Genomic DNA, 18187 nt, shown 5'->3' on the forward strand with positions numbered 1-18187 from the left:
GAGAAAAGCCGGGGTACGGCTTGCCTTCGCTCTCTCTCACTCCTCACTTCTCTCCACTCGCTTCTCGCTTCTCCCCTAAACTTCCCCCCATGCTGACCATCAGCCGCACCCTCGCCCTGCCCGAGTCCGAACTGATCGAGCGCTTCCTGCGCGCCGACGGCCCGGGCGGTCAGCATGTGAATCGCACCGAGAGCGCGGTGGAATTGCGCTTCGACGTGGCGGGCTCGCCGTCGCTGCCGGAGGAGGTGCGCACGCGGCTGCTGGCCCGGCGCGACCGCCGGCTTACCGCCGAAGGGATGCTGGTGATCCAGGGCCGGCGCTTTCGCGACCAGGCGCGCAATCGCGACGACGTGCGCGAGCGGCTGGCCGAACTGATTCGCGGCGTGCTGCTGCCGCCGAAGAAACGCGTCGCCACCAAACCGACCCGCGCCTCGAAGGAACGCCGCCTGGCCGGCAAACAGCAGCGCGGCAGGATCAAGCAGACCCGTTCGCGCAAACCGGAGTTCGAATGAAGCGTCGCGTCTTCACTCCAGCCCAGTTGCCCGCCCGCATGCCGAAGCTGCGCGACGGTTGGCAACGACGCATCTGCCGCGGCGTGTTGCGCCTGTGCGGCTGGAATCTCACCGGCGAATTTCCCGACGTCCCCAAACTGGTGCTGATCGCCGCCCCGCACTCCTCGTGGTGGGACGGGGTGTGGGGGCTGCTGATCAAGGTGGCGATCGGCGCCGACGTGCACTTCATGGGCAAACAGGAATTGTTTCGCGGCCCGCTGGGCGGGCTGCTGCGTCGGCTCGGCGGCGTTCCCATCGACCGCAGCGCGGCCAAGGGCGTGGTCGAACAGATGATCGACCAGTTCCGCCAGCGCGAGAAACTGTGGCTGGGCATCGCCCCCGAAGGCACGCGCAAACCGGTGACGCGCTGGAAGAGCGGCTTCTGGCACATCGCCCACGATGCCGGCGTGCCGATCTTCCCGGTCGCGTTCCATTACCCCGACAGGACCATCCAGCTCGGCCCACTGTTCGATGCCGGCACCGACATGGGCGCAACCATGCAGCGCCTGCGCGAGTGGTACGCGCCGTTCAAGGGCAAGCATCGCGACGTCTGAAATCCCGCACGCAGGGGCGAGGTTCGCAGAGCGGCCTCGGGCATCACCGCTGCGAATGCCCCGGATCATCGTGTTCGCGATGCGTCAGCAGCCCGGGGCGAATCAGGTCGATGAAGGCGCGTGCCTCGGCGCTGAGGAACTTGCCCTTGCGCATCACCACGCCGTAGCTGCGCTGGGGAAAGAACTGCTTCATGTTGCGCACGGCCAGGCGCCCGCGGTCGGCGTCGGTGATGCAGATGCCGGTGACGATGGAGATGCCCATGCCCATCGCCACGTATTCCTTGATCACGTCCCAGCCGCCGACCTCGATCGCGACGTGATAGGGCACCTGCCGCTGCTGGAACACCAGGTCGACCAGTCGATAGGTGGAGAGGCGCTGCGGCGGCAGGATCAGTCCGTAGGGTGAAAGATCCTCCAGGATGATCTTGTCCTTCGTCGCCAGCGGGTGGTCGGGCGGCATGATCAGCATCGGGTCGTAGTGCTGCACCGGCGCCCAGGCGATGTCGTTGGGCACGTCCAGCATCGAGCCGACCGCGAAATCCGCCTCGTCGGCACGCAGCATGGCCATGCCGTCCTTGCCGGTCACGTTGGCCAACTGCAGTTGCACCGCCGGGAAGCGTTCGCGATAGCGGCGAACCAGTTCCGGCAGCAGGTACTGGATGGTGGAGGTGCCGGCGGCGATCACCAGCCGGCCGGCCTGCAGACCCTTCGCCTTCGCCTGGAAATCGCGATCCAGCGTGTCCCAGCCTTCCACCAGCGGGCGCGCCAGCTCGTACAGCGCCTCGCCCGCGTCGGTGAGATTGATGCGCCGGCGACGGCGCTCAAGCAGGGTGGCGCCGAGCTCGCGTTCCAGCGCCTGCAACTGCAGGCTGATGGTGGGTTGCGACACGTACAACGCTTCGGCGGCGCGGGTCAGCGTACCCAGTTTCACCACGCTGACGAAGGCGCGCAGTTGCTTGTGGCGATTGCCCTTGTAGTAGAAGCGGCCGCCAGCCTCCTCGGCGCGTTCGCCGGGGGTACGTTTTTTTGCTGCGCTGCGAGACGATTTTTTCGGCTGCTTCAGCGGAACGCCGGGAGTTTTCATCAAGTCATTTCAGCAAGTTGTGTCAGATATTGATGTTGCTCATAGTAATGATTGAAACATTCACTTTGTCAAACAGACATTTGCCGGCCTAGCTTCGAGTCACCCACGACGCGGAGCGAAACGATGGCAGCAGCGCAGGAACAACTCCACACCGGCCCCGCGGAGGTCCTCGCCGACGGCGCCGCCTACGCGGCCATCCTGACCCCGGCCGCGCTGGCGTTCCTGGCCCGGCTGCACCGTCGCTTCGAGGCGTCGCGGCAACACCTGCTGCGAGAGCGTCGCCAGCGCCAGGCTGCCTGGGATGCCGGTGCCCTGCCGGATTTCCGCGCCGACACGGCGGCAATCCGCGAATCGGATTGGAACGTGGCACCGATCCCGGCCGCGCTGCGCGACCGCCGCGTGGAGATCACCGGCCCGGTGGAGCGCAAGATGATCATCAACGCGCTGAATTCCGGCGCCAGGGTGTTCATGGCCGACTTCGAGGATTCCTCCTCGCCCACCTTCGCCAACCAGCTGGACGGCCAGGTCAATCTGCGCGATGCAGTCGACGGCACGATCACGTTCCGTTCGCCCGAGGGCAAGACCTACCAGGTCGGCAGCAACCCCGCCGTGCTGGTGGTGCGCCCGCGCGGCTGGCATCTGCATGACCGCTTTTTCAGCGTGGAAGGCACCCCGCTGTCTGGCGCGCTGGTCGACTTCGGCCTGTTCGTGTTCCACAACGCACGCACGCTGCACCAGCGCGACCGCGGCCCGTACTTCTACCTGCCCAAGCTGGAGGCGATGGAAGAGGCCGCGCTGTGGGAAGAGGTGATGAGCGCCGCCGAGGCCGAACTGCAGCTGCCGCGCGGCACGATGAAGGCCACGGTGCTGATCGAGACCCTGCCGGCCGCGTTCCAGATGGACGAGATCCTGCACGCGCTGCGCCGTCGCATCGTCGGCCTCAACTGCGGTCGCTGGGATTACATTTTTTCCTACCTGAAAACGCTGCGCGGCCATCGCGACCGCCTGCTCCCCGAGCGCGGCCAGGTCGGCATGACGGTGCCGTTCCTGAAAGGCTATTCCGAGTTGCTGATCAAGACCTGCCACCGCCGCGGCGCCTTCGCGATGGGCGGCATGGCGGCGCAGATCCCGATCAAGGGCGACGAGGCGGCGAACGAAGCGGCACTGGACAAGGTGCGCGCCGACAAACTGCGCGAGGTCAAAGCCGGCCACGACGGCACCTGGGTCGCCCACCCCGCGCTGGTGCCGGTGGCGCAGGCGATCTTCGACGAATACATGCCCGCGCCGAACCAGCTCGGCAAACTGCGCGAGGACGTGCGGGTGAGCCGCGAGCAGCTGCTCGCCGCGCCCGGCGGCACCATCAGCCGCGCCGGCTTCGACAACAACGTCGAGGTGTGCCTGCGCTATACCGCCGCATGGCTGGACGGCCTGGGCTGCGTACCGATCCATCACCTGATGGAAGACGCCGCCACGGCCGAGATCGCCCGCGCGCAGTTGTGGCAATGGCTGCATCACGGAGATCTCGAGTTCCCCGACCATGCACCGATCGACTTCGCGCTGTTCGACCAGGCGCTTGCCGCCCACACCCATCGCCTGCGCCAGAGCCAGCACCCCGGCGCCGCCCGCGCCGATGCGGCCGCCGCCCTGATCTCCCGCATGACCCATGCGGACGAACTGGCCGACTTCCTCACCCTGCCCGCGTACGACCAACTGTGATTTTCTCCCTTCTCCCTCCGGGAGAAGGTGCCCGAAGGGCGGATGAGGGGGCGCGGCGGAGTGTGCTGACACGCTCCGTCCGAACCCTCTCCCCAACCCCTCTCCCGCAGGGAGAGGGGCTCAACACCACCGGAGCCATGCCATGAAGAGCACCCTGCCCACCGCCGAACAGATCAGTCTGGACTGGAAGAACAATGCCCGCTGGGCCGGCGTCCAGCGCAACTACTCCGCCGATGACGTGGTGCGCCTGCGCGGCACCGTCGCGGTCGAGCATTCGCTGGCCCGTCGCGGTGCCGAGCGGTTGTGGAAGTCGCTGCACCAGGAGGAGTTCGTCAACGCGCTCGGCGCACTCACCGGCAACCAGGCGATGCAGCAGGTCAAGGCCGGCCTGCAGGCGATCTACCTGAGCGGCTGGCAGGTCGCCGCCGACGCCAACGTGGCCGGCGAAATGTATCCCGACCAGTCGCTGTACCCGGCCAACTCGGTGCCGCTGGTGGTCAAGCGCATCAACAACACCTTGCTGCGCGCCGATCAGTTGCACCACGCCGAGGACAACCACGACATCGACTGGCTGGTGCCGATCGTGGCCGATGCCGAGGCAGGCTTCGGCGGCGTGCTGAACGCGTTCGAGCTGATGAAGGCGATGATCGAGGCCGGCGCCGCCGGCGTGCATTTCGAGGATCAGCTGGCCAGCGTCAAGAAGTGCGGCCACATGGGCGGCAAGGTGCTGGTCCCCACCCGCGAGGCGGTCGACAAGTTGAACGCCGCGCGCCTGGCCGCCGACGTCGCCGGGGTGCCGACGCTGATCGTGGCGCGCACCGATGCCGATGCGGCCGACCTGCTCACCTCCGACATCGACGACAACGACAAGCCGTTCCTCACTGGCGAGCGCACCGTCGAAGGCTTCTTCCGGGTCAGGCCCGGCCTGGACCAGGCGATCAGCCGCGGGCTGGCCTATGCGCCTTACGCCGACCTGGTGTGGTGCGAGACCAGCAAGCCGAACCTGGACGATGCGCGCCGCTTCGCCGAGGCGATCCACGCCAGGTTCCCGTGCAAGATGCTGGCCTACAACTGCTCGCCCAGCTTCAACTGGAAGAAGAACCTGGACGACGCCACCATCGCCCGCTTCCAGAAGGAACTGGGCGCGATGGGCTACAAGTTCCAGTTCATCACCCTGGCCGGCTTCCACAGCCTCAACTACGGCATGTTCGACCTCGCCCACGGCTACGCGCGCCGCCAGATGAGCGCCTTCGTCGAACTGCAGGAAAAGGAGTTCGCCTCCGCCGATCGCGGCTTCACCGCGGTGAAGCACCAGCGCGAAGTGGGCACCGGCTATTTCGACGCGGTGACCCAGGCGATCCAGCAGGGCCAGTCCTCGACCACCGCGCTGAAGGGCTCGACCGAGGAGGCGCAGTTCAAGCAGGCCTCGGCCGCGTGAGAAGGCGAAAAGCGAGAAGTGAGTGAAGAGGAGTGGGGAGTGAGAGAGAGCAAGGGCGCGGAATGCTCCCGCTTTTTCTCACTCCTCACTCCTCTTCACTCACTTCTCGCTCGCCGGTACAAGCGCGATCACGGTCCAGCCCGGCTTCGGCTCCAGTTCGCGCTTGGTCGAGGCCACCCGCAAGGCGCCTTTTTCCTCCACGCCGAACATCAGCACCGTGCCGGAACCGTACTGTTCGACGAATTGCGGCCAGTCGAAGGTAGCGGTGAGTTTGGTCGACTTGATCCGCCAGCCTTCGTCCAGCATCTGCGCGAAGCGGCCGTGGGTCATCTCCTCGTCGAACAGCGGCGGCGCCAGCAGGCTGCCGGCGAGCGCGGCGCGGTCGGTGTTCTCGCGCGGGGTAAGGTTGCGCAGGCGATACACCTTGTCGCGGCCGAATTCCTGGCGGTAGCGCACGCAGGCGAGCGAATTGCGCTCGCGATGAGTGGACACCGCGAGCAGCCGGCCGATGCCGGTCAGATCGAGATGGCGTTCCGCATGCGGCGAGGCCGGGTTGCCGAAGAACGTGGTCAGCCCGTCCATGCGCGCCAGCCGGATGCCCTCCCAGTCGTCGTCGGCCAGCATCACGCGAAAGCCGGCGTCGTGCAGCGACTGGGCGATCGCGCGCGCCACGTGGTCCGAGCCGAAGATCAGCACGCCGCGCGGCTCCGGCTCGGCCACTTTCAGCCAGATCGCCAGCGGCCGCGCGGTGGCGCTCTGCAGGATCACCGTGCCGATGATGAGGGTGAACACCAGCGGCACCAGCGCCTCGGCGCCGGCCACGCCGAGCTGATCCAGGCGCAACGCGAACAGCGCGGAAACCGACGCCGCCACGATGCCGCGCGGCGCCACCCAGCCGATCAGTGCGCGCTCGCGCCAATTCAGGCCGCTGCCGAAACTCGAGAGCGCCACGGTCAATGGCCGCACCAGCAACTGCGCAATCACGAACAGCGCAAGGCCCGCGCCCAGCATGCCGTCCGGCAGCGGCCAGTGCAGTCGTGCCGCCAGCAGGATGAACAGCAGCGACACCAGCACCGTGGTGAGGCTTTCCTTGAAATCGAGGATGTCGTCGATGTGCACCCCGCGCAGGTTGCCCAGCGCAATGCCCATGATCGTCACCGCCAGCAGCCCCGACTCGTGGGTCAGCGTGTTGGAGATGCTGAAGGCGAACAGCACTGCGGCCAGTACCGCATAGTTCTGCAGGTATTCGGGGATCAGCTGGCGGCGCAGGAAGAACGCCATCAGCCAGGCAGCCAAGGCGCCGATCCCCACGCCGCAACCGATGGTTGCCAGGAAGATGCCGATGGTGTGGCCTTCCTGCCGCGACACGATCGCCTCGTAAATCAGCACCGCGAACAGCGCGCCCAGCGGGTCGATCACGATGCCTTCCCAGCGCAGCGTGTTGGCGATGCGCGCGTTCGGTCGCAGCGTGCGCAGCATCGGCGCGATCACGGTCGGGCCGGTGACGCAGCCCAGCGCACCGAACAGCAGCGCGATCGGCCAGGCCAACCCGGCGACCAGATGCGCAGCCAGCGCCAGCAGCAGCAGCGAGGCCACCGCGCCGTAACTGACCAGCCCGCGCACGGCCTTGCCGATGCCGGGCAGTTCGTGGAAACGCAGGGTCAGGCTGCCCTCGAACAGGATCAGCGCCACCGCCAGCGACACGGTGGGAAACAGCAGATCGCCCAGCAGCTTGTCCGGATCGAGCACCCCGGTGGCCGGCCCGAGCGCGATGCCGGCCAGCAGCAGGAACAGGATCGCCGGCAGCCTCACCCGCCACGCCAGCCACTGCGCGAGAAACCCGATCATCAGCATGCCGGCGAGCATCAGGCCCAGATCGATCGTCATCGCAGTCCCTGGAATGGTCAGGGCGACATCGGAACATGCGGCGGCGCGTGCGTCCAGCAGGAAAGAGCAGGAGTGAGCGGAGAGGAATGATGAGTGAGAGAAGAGCAACGGCATGTCGCGACATGCTTTCTCTCACTCCTCATTCCTCTCCACTCACTCCTGCCTTTACACCCTGCGGTACTGCAGGGCTTCGGCCAGGTGCTCGCGTTCGAGCAAGGCGGCGCCGCCGTCGAGGTCGGCGATCGTGCGGGCGACGCGCAGCACCCGATGATAGGCGCGCGCGGAGAGGCCCAGCCGCTCGAGTGCCTGTTCGAACCAGCGCCGCTCCGCCGGCCCCAGCGCACAATCGCGCTCCAGTTCGCGCGTGCTGATCTCCGCGTTCGGCCGGCCTGCGCGCATCAGTGCGTGGCGGCGGGCATGGAGCACGCGAACGCGAACGGTGGCGGAGTCCTCGTCGCGCGCGTTGCGGGGCGTGCCCAGTTCGGCCAGCGCCACCGGCGGCACTTGCACGCACAGGTCGATGCGATCCAGCAGCGGCCCGGAAATACGTGCGCGGTAACGCTGCACCTGGTCGGGCGTGCACTGGCAGCGCGGCTCGCCGGCATAGCCGCACGGGCACGGATTCATCGCCGCGACCAGCTGGAACTGGGCAGGAAAGGTCGATTGCCGCGCCGCCCGGGAAATCATGATATGGCCCGATTCCATCGGCTCGCGCAGCACCTCCAGCACGTGCCGGCTGAACTCGGGAAGCTCGTCGAGGAACAACACGCCGTTGTGCGCCAGCGAGATCTCGCCCGGACGAGGAAACGAGCCGCCGCCGACCAGCGCCACCGCCGAAGCGGTATGGTGCGGCGCGCGGAACGGGCGCCGGCGCCAGCGCACGGGATCGGTGACCTGGCCCGCGACCGACAACACGGCGCAGGTCTCCAGCGCCTCCGATTCCGACAGCGGCGGCAGGATGCCGGGCAGGCGTTCGGCCAGCATGGTCTTGCCGGTGCCCGGCGGACCGACCAGCAGCAGGTGATGGCCACCGACCGCGGCGATCTCCAGCGCGCGGCGTGCCTGCAACTGCCCGCGCACGTCGGCCAGGTCCGGCCCGTCATGTGCGCCGCCATCGCTGGGGATGCCCACCGGCGCGGACAGGTCGTGCGCACCGCGCAGCCAGCCGCAGACTTCGGCGAGGGTCTCGGCGACGCGCACGTCGACGTCCGGCACCAGCGCGGCCTCGGCCGCGTTCTCGCGCGGCACCACCACCCGACGGTCGCGCGCGCGGGCGCGCAGCAGCGCCGGCAGCACGCCGGAGATGCCGCGCAGCGAGCCGGTCAGCGCCAGCTCGCCGAGGAACTCGCAGTCATCCAGTTTCTCGCGCGGTACCTGGCCGCTGGCGGCGAGGATGCCCAGTGCAATGGAGAGATCGAAACGCCCGCCATCCTTGGGCAGTTCGGCCGGCGCCAGGTTCACCGTGACGCGCCGGTTGGGATACTCGAAGGCAGTGTTCTGGATTGCCACGCGCACGCGGTCGCGTGCCTCGCGCACGGCGGCCTCGGGCAGGCCGACGATGTTGGTGCAGGGCAAGCCGCCGGAGAGATGCACCTCGACCATCACCTGCGGGGCAGCGATGCCTTCCTGGGCACGGCTGAGGGTGACGGCGAGGCTCATGCGGCCAGGGGCCGGCGGCGCAGCGATGGCGGTGGCGCGCTGACTGGCACAAACATCGCGCGACTCCATCAGCAGCGCTGGATAAATAACCGCCTCCGATCGTTCTCGGGGTGAGGGTGACGGATCGGAGGCGGCTCCCGGGAGGTGGTCAGCGCTGACCGCCGCGCGAGGCGACGACAGCTTCGAGCTCGGCCACCCGCTGTTCCAGCTCGTCGATCTTGGCCCGGGTGCGGGCGAGCACCTGGGTCTGCACGTCGAACTCTTCGCGAGTGACCAGGTCGAGGCGGCGCAATCCCTGCGCCAGAACATCCCGGAAGTTGGTGCGCAAATCCTGCTGCACCTGTGCCAGTCCTGGCGGTACCAACGACACAAGTCGCAGGGCAATCTGATCGATATCCTGCTTGTCCATCATGGACAGCGCCTCGAACTCGTCGGGGTAAATGCTAGGTGAACGCCGCGTGTTGCCGCCATCGGTATGCTCCATCAAAGACTGTAGGGATTGTCCTACACCGCTCCCGGTGAGGCGACAGCGCCCCGCCGGCCGGGCAGAATGCAGGTTTGCGGGCGCCTGCCGCCCGGCCGAAACGAGGAATGCTGCATGAAACTGGTCGTGGCGATCATCAAGCCGTTCAAGCTGGACGATGTGCGCGAGGCGCTGGCCGAGGTCGGCGTGCAAGGCGTCACGGTGACCGAGGTGAAGGGCTTCGGCCGCCAGAAGGGCCACACCGAGCTGTATCGCGGCGCCGAGTACGTGGTCGATTTCCTGCCCAAGATCAAGCTGGAAGTGGCGGTGGCGGACGACCAGCTCGACCGTGTACTGGAGGCGATCCAGGCCTCCGCGCGCACCGGCAAGATCGGCGACGGCAAGATCTTCGTAAGCACGCTGGAGCAGGTGATCCGCATCCGCACCGGCGAGCTGGATCACGATGCGCTGTAACGTCGCCGCAGCCTGCGCAGGCAGCCGCCGCGTCCGGCCCGCAAAACGACTTGCGCACAACTTGTTGGGTTGACCCTTCCCGAGCCACCCGATATGTTGTGTGCGTCGGTGCCAGACCCGATGCGACATCGGTTTGGCTTAAAAGGGAATCCGGTGTGACTCCGGAACTGCCCCGCAGCGGTAGAGCGGAAACGAACGTCTTCACGTGCACTGGCCCGCCGTGGCTGGGAAGCGAAGACAAGTAGGCGGATCGCCTCGATCCTCGTCCGCAAGTCCGAAGACCTGCCGGCACAGCGGGACGAACGTGTCCCGCTGCGTAGTGACGGCTTCCGCGGGGAAGTGCGTCGTGAAGCCAGGTCGCCGCACGGCGCCCGACTTGCGCGCCGCCTCCGGAATCTTTCGCTATCAGGCCCTGCGCGCGGGAGCAGGCGTTTGATGTCCAGCCGGAGCCACCTGCCATGCAAGCCCTCGATACCGCCGAACGCGAGCGCGCCGTCGCGCCCGCCGAAACACCCGCCATCCACCAAACCGACACCGCGTTCGCGCTGACCCCGCCGCACAGCGCGGCCTCCATGCACGTGACCAAGCGCAACGGCGGCCAGGAAGCCGTCGACGTCAACAAGATCGTGCGCGCCGTGACGCGCAGCGCCGAAGGGCTGCACGGCGTCGACCCGCTGCGCGTGGCGCTGAAAACCATCGGCGGCCTGTACGACGGCGCCACCACCGCCGAGCTGGATCAGCTCTCGATCCGCACCGCCGCCGCGCTGACCGCGGAGGAACCCGAATACGGCCAGCTGGCCGCGCGCCTGCTCGGCGCGTACATCGACAAGGAGGTCGGCGGCCAGGAAATCCAGAGCTATTCGCAGTCGATCGCGCGCGGCGCCGAGTTGGGCATCCTCAACGACCGCCTGCGCGATTTCGTGGCCGCCAACGCACGCAAGTTCAACGACGCGATCGACGTGCTCGCCACCCGCCGCTTCGAATACTTCGGCCTGCGCACGGTGTACGACCGCTACCTGCTGCGCCATCCGCAAACGCGCCTGGTGATCGAGACACCGCAGCACTTCTTCATGCGCGTCGCCTGCGCGCTGGGCGGCAACGAGATCGGCGAGACGCTGGAACTGTACCGGTTGCTGTCCTCGCTGAAATACCTCGCCAGTTCGCCCACCCTGTTCAACGCCGGTACCGCGCACGAGCAGCTCAGCTCGTGCTACCTGCTCGACTCGCCGGTCGACTCGCTGGAGTCGATCTACGACAAGTACGCCGACGTGGCCAAGCTCAGCAAGTTCGCCGGCGGCATCGGCCTGGCGTACTCGCGGGTGCGCTCGCGCGGCTCGCTGATCCGCGGCACCAACGGCCACTCCAACGGCCTGCTGCCGTGGCTGAAGACGCTGGATGCCTCGGTGGCCGCGGTGAACCAGGGCGGCAAGCGCAAGGGCGCCGCCTGCGTGTATCTCGAATCGTGGCATGCCGACATCGAGGACTTCCTCGAACTGCGCGACAACACCGGCGACGATGCCCGCCGCGCGCACAACCTCAATATAGCCAACTGGATTCCCGACGAGTTCATGCGCCGGGTCGAAAGCAATGGCGACTGGTCGCTGTTCGATCCGAAGGTGGTGCCGCACTTCGTCGACAGCTGGGGTGAGGCGTTCGATGTTGCGTATCGCAGGGCCGAAGCCGATGGCCTCGCCGTGAAGACCGTGAAAGCGCGCGAACTGTACGCCCGCATGATGCGCACGCTGGCGCAGACCGGCAACGGCTGGATGACGTTCAAGGACCGCTGCAACGCCACCTCCAACCAGACGGCCAAATCCGGGAACGTGATCCACCTGTCCAACCTGTGCACCGAGATCCTGGAAGTCAGCTCGGCGACCGAGACGGCCGTATGCAATCTCGGCTCGGTGAACCTCGCGCGGCATGTGCGCGATGGCGCGTTCGACTTCGACCAGCTCGCCTCGACCGTGCGCACTGCGGTGCGCCAGCTCAACCGGGTGATCGACCTCAACTTCTACCCGATCGACACCGCGCGCAACGCGAACATGAAGTGGCGCCCGGTCGGGCTCGGCGTGATGGGCCTGCAGGACGTGTTCTTCAAGCTGCGCCTGCCATTCGACTCGCCCGAGGCGCTGGCGCTGTCCACCCGCATCGCCGAGGAGATCTACTTCAATGCCCTGTCGCAATCGGCCGAACTGGCCGAAGCCGAAGGTCCGCATCCCGGCTTTGCCGAAAGCCGTGCCGCCAATGGCGAGCTGCAGTTCGATCACTGGCCGAACGCCACGCCACAGGACAGCACACGCTGGGACGCGTTGCGCGAGAAGATCAAGCAAAACGGCCTGCGCAACTCGCTGCTGATCGCCATCGCGCCCACCGCCACCATCGCCTCGATTGCCGGCTGCTACGAGTGCATCGAGCCGCAGGTCAGCAACCTGTTCAAGCGCGAAACGCTGTCCGGCGATTTCCTGCAGGTGAATCGCTATCTGGCCGACGAACTGAAGACGCTGGGACTGTGGACGTCCGAAATCCGCGACGCGATCAAGCTGGCCGAAGGCTCGGTGCAGGGCATCGCCGCGATCCCCGAACGCCTGCGCGCGATCTACCGCACGGTGTGGGAACTGCCGCAGAAGTCGCTGATCGACCTCGCCGCCGCGCGCGGCGCATATGTCGACCAGAGCCAGTCGCTGAACCTGTTCATGGAAAACCCGAACATCGGCCAGCTGAGCTCGATGTACATGTACGCGTGGAAGGCCGGCATCAAGACCACGTACTACCTGCGCTCGAGGCCTGCCACGAAGATCGCCAAGACCACGGTGAGCGATCAAGCCCAGGCGACTGCGGCCGTCGTCTGCTCGCTGGAAAACCCCGAGTACTGCGAGGCCTGCCAATGAGTCCCACTCGTCATCCCAGCGAAAGCCGGGCTCCAATGACTTCCACGCATTCTTTAAGAGGCGCTGGATTCCAGCTTTCGCTGGAATGACGGTGAGGGCGGGTGTCGGATTTGGGGACTCAGCCGCAAATCTCCGCACACAGATCGCGCCAGTACGGATTGGATTTCTCGATGAGCTCGATCTTCCACGCCCGCTTCCACGCCTTGATCGCCTTTTCGCGGCTGATGGCGGATTCCATCGTCTCATGCACTTCGAACCAGACGAGGTCGTGTACGCGATGACGCCGGGTGAAGCCCTCGGTCACGTTGTTTCGGTGCTGCCAGACACGCGCCGGAAGGTTGGAAGTGACGCCGACATACAACGTGCCATTGCGGCTACTGGCGAGCAGGTAGATACAAGGCTGGCGCTCTCTCATTCCCACCCTCTCCGCGACACGTCAACCCCGTCATTCCAGCGAAAGCTGGAATCCAGTGCCTTCGGCTTCTGCCGCGATACCGCGTAGGCAAAAGTCGCTGGATGACCGGCTTCGCCGTTGAGAAGCGCTTCCGGCTTTCGCCGGGATGACGAACGAAAACCCATGCATCCGAGGAACCTCCCCATGTCCGCCCAACCCGAACGCAACGCCCACATCCTGGACCCTGGCTTTGAACTTACCTTGCGCCCGATGCGCTACCCCGGCTTCTACGAGAGGTACCGCGACGCGATCAAGAACACCTGGACCGTCGAGGAGGTGGATTTCTCGATGGATACGCGCGACCTCGACACGAAGATGTCGCCGGCCGACCGCCACCTGATCCGGCGCCTGGTGGCGTTCTTTGCCACCGGCGACACCATCGTGTCGAACAACCTGGTGCTGAACCTGTACCAGCACATCAACGCGCCGGAAGCGCGCATGTACCTGTCGCGCCAGTTGTACGAGGAGGCGCTGCACGTGCAGTTCTACCTCACCCTGCTGGACACCTACATTCCCGACCCGGCCGAGCGCAACGCCGCGTTCGCGGCGATCGAGACGATCCCGTCGATCCGGCAGAAGGGTGCGTTCTGCTTCAAGTGGATCGACTCGATCCAGGGTCTGCACCGGCTGGAGACGCGCGAGCATCGCCGCCAGTTCCTGCTCAACCTGATCTGCTTCGCCGCCTGCATCGAGGGGTTGTTCTTCTACGCCGCGTTCGCCTACGTCTACTACCTGCGCTCGCGCGGCCTGCTGCACGGACTGGCCGCCGGCACCAACTGGGTGTTCCGCGACGAGAGCGGGCACATGGCGTTCGCCTTCGAGGTGGTGCGCACCGTGCGCGAGCAGGAGCCGGAGCTGTTCGACGACGCCATGCGCGCGCAGGTCGAGCAGATGATGGAGGACGCGATCGCCTGCGAAACGCAGTTCGCCGAGGACGTGCTGTCCGGCGGCGTGGCCGGCATGTCGGTGAAGGACATGCGCCAGTACCTCGAATACTGCGCCGACCAGCGTTTTGCCCAGCTCGACATGCCGAAGAAGTACGGCGCGAAGAACCCGTTCGACTTCATGGACCTGCAGGACGTGCAGGAGCTGGCCAACTTCTTCGAGCGTCGCGTCTCGGCCTACCAGGTCGGCGTGCAGGGCGAGGTGGCGTTCGACATGGCGTTCTGAGACGCTGGCGCACCCTGCCCCCAGCGAGCGAGCCATGGGTGCCTCCCGTCTCACCGTGCTGTTCGACAGTCCGCTGCTGCGGATCACCGACATCGATTGCAGCCACCCGCGCGGTGGTTGCGGCGGCGAACGCGGCGACGAGCGCACTCACCTGGTACTGCTGCGGCGTGGCGGCTTCGGCTATCACGTGCGCGGGGCGGAATACGTGGGCGACCCCGCCACCGCCCTGCTCTACCGCGCCGGCGACAGTTACCGCATCTCGCACCCGTTCGAGGGCGGCGACGCCGGCAGCTGTTTCGAGGTGGCGCCCGCGCACGAGGAGGCGCTGTTCGGCCGGCGCCTGCGCGGGTCGGCCGACGCGGCGCGACCGGTCGAAGCCGTCGATCAGTACCGGCATCGTGCGCTCCACGCGGCGCTCGCCCACGACGGGCGCGACAGGCTGCGGGTGGAGGAAGCCGCCGCCGCACTGTGCACTGCGGTGCTTCGGCACGATGCTGCAGCGAGCATCGCGCCGCTGTCCGCTGCCACCCGGCGTCGACTCGGTCGGGTGCAGGAAGTGCTGCTGGCCGATCCGACCGCAGACGTCGGACTGGCCGAACTCGCCACCCATGCCGGTTGCTCGCCGTTCCACCTTTCGCGCCTGTTTCGCCGCGCCTGCGGCAGCAGCCTGGTCGTCTACCGCACGCGCTTGCGCATCGCGCTCGCACTCGACCGCCTCGCCCACGGCGCGGACAATCTCGCCGCACTGGCCAGCGAGCTGGGCTTCAGTCATCAGAGCCATTTCGGCGCCACCTTCCGGCGACATGTCGGACTGACCCCACGCGCCGCGCGCGCGACCCTGCATCCGTCGGCGCTGGCCCGCACGGGCAAGAATTTGATAGCGGCACACCGGCCGGAGTCCTAGCGTCGGAGCCGTGCCCGGCCGCTCGCCGGGCCTTCGACGGAGGCCACCATGAAACTGTCTGCCACCCTGCTCGCGTTTATGCTGGGTATCGCACCCGCCGCGGCAACCGCGCCGCACGCCTCGTTGCCGCCCGCGCTGGCCCGTGCGGTGGCCGCGTTCGACCGCGCCCAGGTCGAAGGCGATGGCGCGGCGCTGCAGCGCCTGCTCGCCGACGACTACGTGCTGTTCAACAGCCGCGCCCGGGTCGAGAACAAGGCGGACTTCATCCGCGACTACACCGCCCCCGGCTATTCGCTGAAACCGTTCACGGTCGAGCACGAGGTCGTGCGCCACTGGCCCGGTGGCGCCGTGCTCGGCGGCGTGGCCACGCTGGAGGGCAGCAGCGAGGGCAAGCCGTTCAAGGCGCGATTGCGCTTTGCCGACATCTGGCGCGAGCGCGACGGCCGCTGGCAAGTGATCTTCACCCAGGCCACCCGCGTGGCGACACCGTAACCCGCTGCATGACCTTCGGCAGGGTGGCCGCAAGGGCTATTGACTACAGATGTAAGCATGGCGTAGCTTGCCTACAACTGTAGTCAAGCGGGAACGGGCATGCGCAAACCTTCCATCGGCGACCAGGAACTGGCGCTGCTGCAGCACATCGACGAGAGCGGCACCGCTTCTGTCGGCGAGGTGGCCGCCAGCTTCGGCGAGCCGCGCGGGCTGGCCCGCTCCACCGTGCTGACGATGATGGAGCGGCTGCGCGGCAAGGGCTATCTCAAGCGCAAGCAGCTGCGCGGCATGTTCCGCTACAGCATCGCCACCGGCCCCGGCGAGGCGATGCGCAGCGCGGTGGGCAGCTTCGTCGAGAAGACCCTGAGCGGTTCGGTCTCGCCGTTCGTGGCGTGGATGTCCGAGCGCGCCGAAGTGAGCGACGACGAGCTGGCGGAGCTGGAGGCGCTGGTGGCGCAGTTGCAGAGCCGGCGGCGGGAGTCCTGACATGTCCATCGACCACGTCGTCATCTCGCTGCTGGCCCGGCTGGGCTGGACTTCGCTGCAGGCGGTGATTCTGATCGGCCTGCTCGCCCTGCTGGTGCATCTGCTGCCGCGGCTGTCGGCGGCGATGCGTTGCACCTTGTGGTGGCTGGTCGGCGCACAGTTGCTGGCCGGCATGGTCTGGCATGCGCCGCTGCAGCTGCGGCTGCTGTCGCCGCCGGCGGTCGAACGCACGCTCGACGCGGCGGTGGTGTCGACGCCTGCGCCAGCCAACCTGCTGGTCAACGCCACGGCGAGCGTCGCGGCGGCACCGCACGAGAACCGCGCGCCGACACCGGCGTCGCCCGCCGCTCCCCGCTGGTTGGCGCACGCGCCGCTGGCGCTGGCCCTGCTGTGGCTGGCGGGCTTGCTGGCGCAGCTGCCGGCCATCGTCCGTCAGGGCTGGCAGGCGCGCCGGCTGCTGCGCGAATCCACGCCGGTGGCCAATGCGTCGCTGCAAGCACAATGCGCGACGCAGGCACACGCCCTGGGCCTGCGCCGCGCGCCGGCCTTGCGCGCCTCCGCCGCGATCGCTTCGCCGCAGGTACTCGGCTGGCGTCGCCCCACCATCCTGCTGCCGACCGGACACGCGTTGAGCGAAGGCGATGCATCGCTGGCGCTGATCCACGAGCTGGCTCACGTGCGGCGCGGCGACCTGTGGCTGGGCTGGATTCCGGCCATGGCGCAGCGGTTGTTCTTCTTCCACCCGCTGGTGGCGTGGGCGATGCGCGAGTACGCACTGGCGCGCGAGGCGGCGTGCGACGCGCAGGTGCTGGCGCAGCCGGACATCGAACCGCAGCGTTATGGCCGGTTGCTGCTGCAGCTGGGCGTGGCGCATCCCCTGCGTGCCGGCCTGGCCGGCGCGTCCCCTTCGTTCGGCAACCTCAAGAGGCGACTGACCATGTTGCAACACACCCCGATGCTTCCCCGCCAGCGCGTGCAGGGCTGGCTGCTGGTTGCCGTGATCGCGATCGCCGGCGTGCTGCCGTATCGCGTCACCGCCGCGGCGTCCGATCAACCGGCGCCGCCTGCGCGCAGTGCTTCCACCGCATGGATGGCGCCGCCACCGCCCGCGCCGCCCGCACCGCCACCGGCCACCGCGCCCGCGTTGCCCGCCATGGTCGCGCCGGCCGCTCCACCGGCACCGCCGGCACCGCCAGCACCGCCGGCTCCTCCCGCACCGATCACCGGCATGGGCAGCCACATGATGATCAGCACCCACGACGACACCGGTTACGCCTTCGCCCTGCTGGACGGCAACTCGACCACCGTCAACGGCACCGACGCCGATCTCGCCGCCGTGCGCCGGCTGCATCAGCGCGGCGAGCCCCTGCTGTGGTTCCGCCGCGGCGACACGTCCTGGACGATCCGCGACCGCGCCACCCTCGAACGGGCCAAGGCGATCTACGCACCGCTTTCCGCCCTGGCCGAACAGCAGGGCAAGCTGGGCGAGCAGCAAGGCGCGCTGGGCGAGAAACAGGGCCGACTGGGCGAACAGCAGGGCCGCATCGCCGCCGATCAGGGGCAATTCGCTGCGCGCCAGGCCGAACTGGCCGGCAGGGCCGCCGAACTGGCCGCCCGCCGCGCCGCCCTCGTCGGCCGCAGCGATTCCGCCGCATCCTCCGCCGCGCTGGACGCCCGGGAGCGCGAACTCGACGCCGCCCGCGCGCAGCTCGACAAGCAGCAACCCGACGTCGCCGATCGACAGGCGGCCCTGGCCGCCCGACAGGCCGAGCTTGGCCGGCAACAAGAGGTCCTCGGCAAGCAACAGGCCATCCTCGGCGAACGCCAGCAAGCCGCCTCCGCCAAGGCGGAGCAGCAGATGGCACAACTGCTGGACGAGGCGGTGGCGAAGGGCCTGGCGCAGAAGACCGCGCGGGATTGAGCGCGCCGCATCCGGCAAAGCCTCTCGCATCGACGCCTGAGAGCTC

The 18187-nt window shown here is 67.7% G+C and carries 16 protein-coding genes and 1 riboswitch; of the genes, 11 read left to right on the top strand and 5 right to left on the bottom strand.

Translation table 11 applies throughout. The features are described 5' to 3' along the window. The first annotated feature begins 89 nt into the window (after positions 1 to 89). Both arfB and ACFCQI_RS06015 read left to right on the top strand, forming a co-directional pair. On the top strand, positions 90 to 512 hold the full coding sequence (arfB, locus tag ACFCQI_RS06010) for an alternative ribosome rescue aminoacyl-tRNA hydrolase ArfB (protein ID WP_395120500.1): 423 nt from the start codon (positions 90 to 92) through the stop codon (positions 510 to 512). Then, complete coding sequence (locus ACFCQI_RS06015) at positions 509 to 1105, top strand: 1-acyl-sn-glycerol-3-phosphate acyltransferase (RefSeq protein WP_395120501.1); 597 nt, start codon at positions 509 to 511, stop codon at positions 1103 to 1105. The genes arfB and ACFCQI_RS06015 overlap by 4 nt, the downstream gene beginning before the upstream one ends. 43 nt (positions 1106 to 1148) lie before the next feature. Here ACFCQI_RS06015 and ACFCQI_RS06020 read toward each other — a convergent pair whose 3' ends face one another. After that, positions 1149 to 2189, bottom strand: a complete 1041-nt coding sequence (locus tag ACFCQI_RS06020) for a LysR family transcriptional regulator (protein ID WP_395120503.1) — start codon at positions 2187 to 2189, stop codon at positions 1149 to 1151. 123 nt (positions 2190 to 2312) lie between these two features. On the opposite strand from ACFCQI_RS06020, the gene aceB reads away from it, so the two are divergent. After that, a complete protein-coding gene (gene aceB / locus ACFCQI_RS06025; protein ID WP_395120504.1) occupies positions 2313 to 3905 on the top strand; it encodes a malate synthase A in 1593 nt (530 codons plus the stop codon). Between the two features lie 142 nt (positions 3906 to 4047). Beyond that, entirely contained in the window at positions 4048 to 5343 is a 1296-nt protein-coding gene (gene aceA / locus ACFCQI_RS06030) for an isocitrate lyase (protein ID WP_395120505.1), read from the top strand. 99 nt (positions 5344 to 5442) lie between these two features. On the opposite strand, the gene ACFCQI_RS06035 is transcribed toward aceA, so the two are convergent. The 3 genes from ACFCQI_RS06035 to ACFCQI_RS06045 form a co-directional block, all read right to left on the bottom strand. Then, the gene (locus ACFCQI_RS06035; RefSeq protein ID WP_395120506.1) at positions 5443 to 7230 is read right to left on the bottom strand and encodes a cation:proton antiporter; all 1788 of its coding nucleotides are present in this window, start codon (positions 7228 to 7230) and stop codon (positions 5443 to 5445) included. A 165-nt stretch (positions 7231 to 7395) separates the two neighbouring features. Continuing rightward, positions 7396 to 8889 (bottom strand): YifB family Mg chelatase-like AAA ATPase, encoded by a 1494-nt coding sequence (locus ACFCQI_RS06040; protein WP_395120508.1) that lies wholly within the window; start codon positions 8887 to 8889, stop codon positions 7396 to 7398. A gap of 148 nt (positions 8890 to 9037) precedes the next feature. Further along, positions 9038 to 9301, bottom strand: a complete 264-nt coding sequence (locus tag ACFCQI_RS06045; protein WP_395121277.1) for an accessory factor UbiK family protein — start codon at positions 9299 to 9301, stop codon at positions 9038 to 9040. Positions 9302 to 9487: 186 nt separating this feature from the next. On the opposite strand from ACFCQI_RS06045, the gene glnK reads away from it, so the two are divergent. Both glnK and ACFCQI_RS06055 read left to right on the top strand, forming a co-directional pair. Continuing rightward, on the top strand, positions 9488 to 9826 hold the full coding sequence (gene glnK / locus ACFCQI_RS06050; RefSeq protein ID WP_136259205.1) for a P-II family nitrogen regulator: 339 nt from the start codon (positions 9488 to 9490) through the stop codon (positions 9824 to 9826). A gap of 89 nt (positions 9827 to 9915) precedes the next feature. Beyond that, a riboswitch (cobalamin riboswitch) is annotated at positions 9916 to 10131 on the top strand. A gap of 153 nt (positions 10132 to 10284) precedes the next feature. Further along, a complete protein-coding gene (locus ACFCQI_RS06055) occupies positions 10285 to 12714 on the top strand; it encodes a ribonucleoside-diphosphate reductase subunit alpha (protein ID WP_395120509.1) in 2430 nt (809 codons plus the stop codon). Between the two features lie 118 nt (positions 12715 to 12832). On the opposite strand, the gene ACFCQI_RS06060 is transcribed toward ACFCQI_RS06055, so the two are convergent. Continuing rightward, positions 12833 to 13129, bottom strand: coding sequence for a GIY-YIG nuclease family protein (locus ACFCQI_RS06060; protein ID WP_395120511.1), 297 nt, complete (start codon positions 13127 to 13129; stop codon positions 12833 to 12835). Positions 13130 to 13312: 183 nt separating this feature from the next. Here ACFCQI_RS06060 and ACFCQI_RS06065 point away from each other — a divergent pair, with 183 nt between their 5' ends. The 5 genes from ACFCQI_RS06065 to ACFCQI_RS06085 all read left to right on the top strand — a co-directional run bounded on the left by ACFCQI_RS06065 (position 13313) and on the right by ACFCQI_RS06085 (position 18141). Beyond that, entirely contained in the window at positions 13313 to 14338 is a 1026-nt protein-coding gene (locus tag ACFCQI_RS06065; RefSeq protein ID WP_395120512.1) for a ribonucleotide-diphosphate reductase subunit beta, read from the top strand. A 34-nt stretch (positions 14339 to 14372) separates the two neighbouring features. Continuing rightward, positions 14373 to 15242 (top strand): helix-turn-helix transcriptional regulator, encoded by an 870-nt coding sequence (locus ACFCQI_RS06070; RefSeq protein ID WP_395120514.1) that lies wholly within the window; start codon positions 14373 to 14375, stop codon positions 15240 to 15242. 48 nt (positions 15243 to 15290) lie between these two features. After that, positions 15291 to 15734 (top strand): nuclear transport factor 2 family protein, encoded by a 444-nt coding sequence (locus ACFCQI_RS06075; protein WP_395120516.1) that lies wholly within the window; start codon positions 15291 to 15293, stop codon positions 15732 to 15734. Positions 15735 to 15833: 99 nt separating this feature from the next. Beyond that, a complete protein-coding gene (locus ACFCQI_RS06080; protein WP_395120517.1) occupies positions 15834 to 16220 on the top strand; it encodes a BlaI/MecI/CopY family transcriptional regulator in 387 nt (128 codons plus the stop codon). A 1-nt stretch (position 16221) separates the two neighbouring features. Continuing rightward, complete coding sequence (locus ACFCQI_RS06085) at positions 16222 to 18141, top strand: M56 family metallopeptidase (protein WP_395120518.1); 1920 nt, start codon at positions 16222 to 16224, stop codon at positions 18139 to 18141. Positions 18142 to 18187 lie beyond the last annotated feature (46 nt).

The sequence above is a fragment of the Rhodanobacter sp. FW102-FHT14D06 genome (genome assembly GCF_043950705.1).
Taxonomy (GTDB): Bacteria; Pseudomonadota; Gammaproteobacteria; order Xanthomonadales; family Rhodanobacteraceae; genus Rhodanobacter.

Bases quoted from the DNA above. Each gene is read 5' to 3' on its own strand.
- arfB (WP_395120500.1), top strand. From the start codon at position 90: ATGCTGACCATCAGCCGCACCCTCGCCCTGCCCGAGTCCGAACTGATC.
- ACFCQI_RS06015 (WP_395120501.1), top strand. From the start codon at position 509: ATGAAGCGTCGCGTCTTCACTCCAGCCCAGTTGCCCGCCCGCATGCCG.
- ACFCQI_RS06020 (WP_395120503.1), bottom strand. From the start codon at position 2,189: ATGAAAACTCCCGGCGTTCCGCTGAAGCAGCCGAAAAAATCGTCTCGC.
- aceB (WP_395120504.1), top strand. From the start codon at position 2,313: ATGGCAGCAGCGCAGGAACAACTCCACACCGGCCCCGCGGAGGTCCTC.
- aceA (WP_395120505.1), top strand. From the start codon at position 4,048: ATGAAGAGCACCCTGCCCACCGCCGAACAGATCAGTCTGGACTGGAAG.
- ACFCQI_RS06035 (WP_395120506.1), bottom strand. From the start codon at position 7,230: ATGACGATCGATCTGGGCCTGATGCTCGCCGGCATGCTGATGATCGGG.
- ACFCQI_RS06040 (WP_395120508.1), bottom strand. From the start codon at position 8,889: ATGAGCCTCGCCGTCACCCTCAGCCGTGCCCAGGAAGGCATCGCTGCC.
- ACFCQI_RS06045 (WP_395121277.1), bottom strand. From the start codon at position 9,301: ATGATGGACAAGCAGGATATCGATCAGATTGCCCTGCGACTTGTGTCG.
- glnK (WP_136259205.1), top strand. From the start codon at position 9,488: ATGAAACTGGTCGTGGCGATCATCAAGCCGTTCAAGCTGGACGATGTG.
- ACFCQI_RS06055 (WP_395120509.1), top strand. From the start codon at position 10,285: ATGCAAGCCCTCGATACCGCCGAACGCGAGCGCGCCGTCGCGCCCGCC.
- ACFCQI_RS06060 (WP_395120511.1), bottom strand. From the start codon at position 13,129: ATGAGAGAGCGCCAGCCTTGTATCTACCTGCTCGCCAGTAGCCGCAAT.
- ACFCQI_RS06065 (WP_395120512.1), top strand. From the start codon at position 13,313: ATGTCCGCCCAACCCGAACGCAACGCCCACATCCTGGACCCTGGCTTT.
- ACFCQI_RS06070 (WP_395120514.1), top strand. From the start codon at position 14,373: ATGGGTGCCTCCCGTCTCACCGTGCTGTTCGACAGTCCGCTGCTGCGG.
- ACFCQI_RS06075 (WP_395120516.1), top strand. From the start codon at position 15,291: ATGAAACTGTCTGCCACCCTGCTCGCGTTTATGCTGGGTATCGCACCC.
- ACFCQI_RS06080 (WP_395120517.1), top strand. From the start codon at position 15,834: ATGCGCAAACCTTCCATCGGCGACCAGGAACTGGCGCTGCTGCAGCAC.
- ACFCQI_RS06085 (WP_395120518.1), top strand. From the start codon at position 16,222: ATGTCCATCGACCACGTCGTCATCTCGCTGCTGGCCCGGCTGGGCTGG.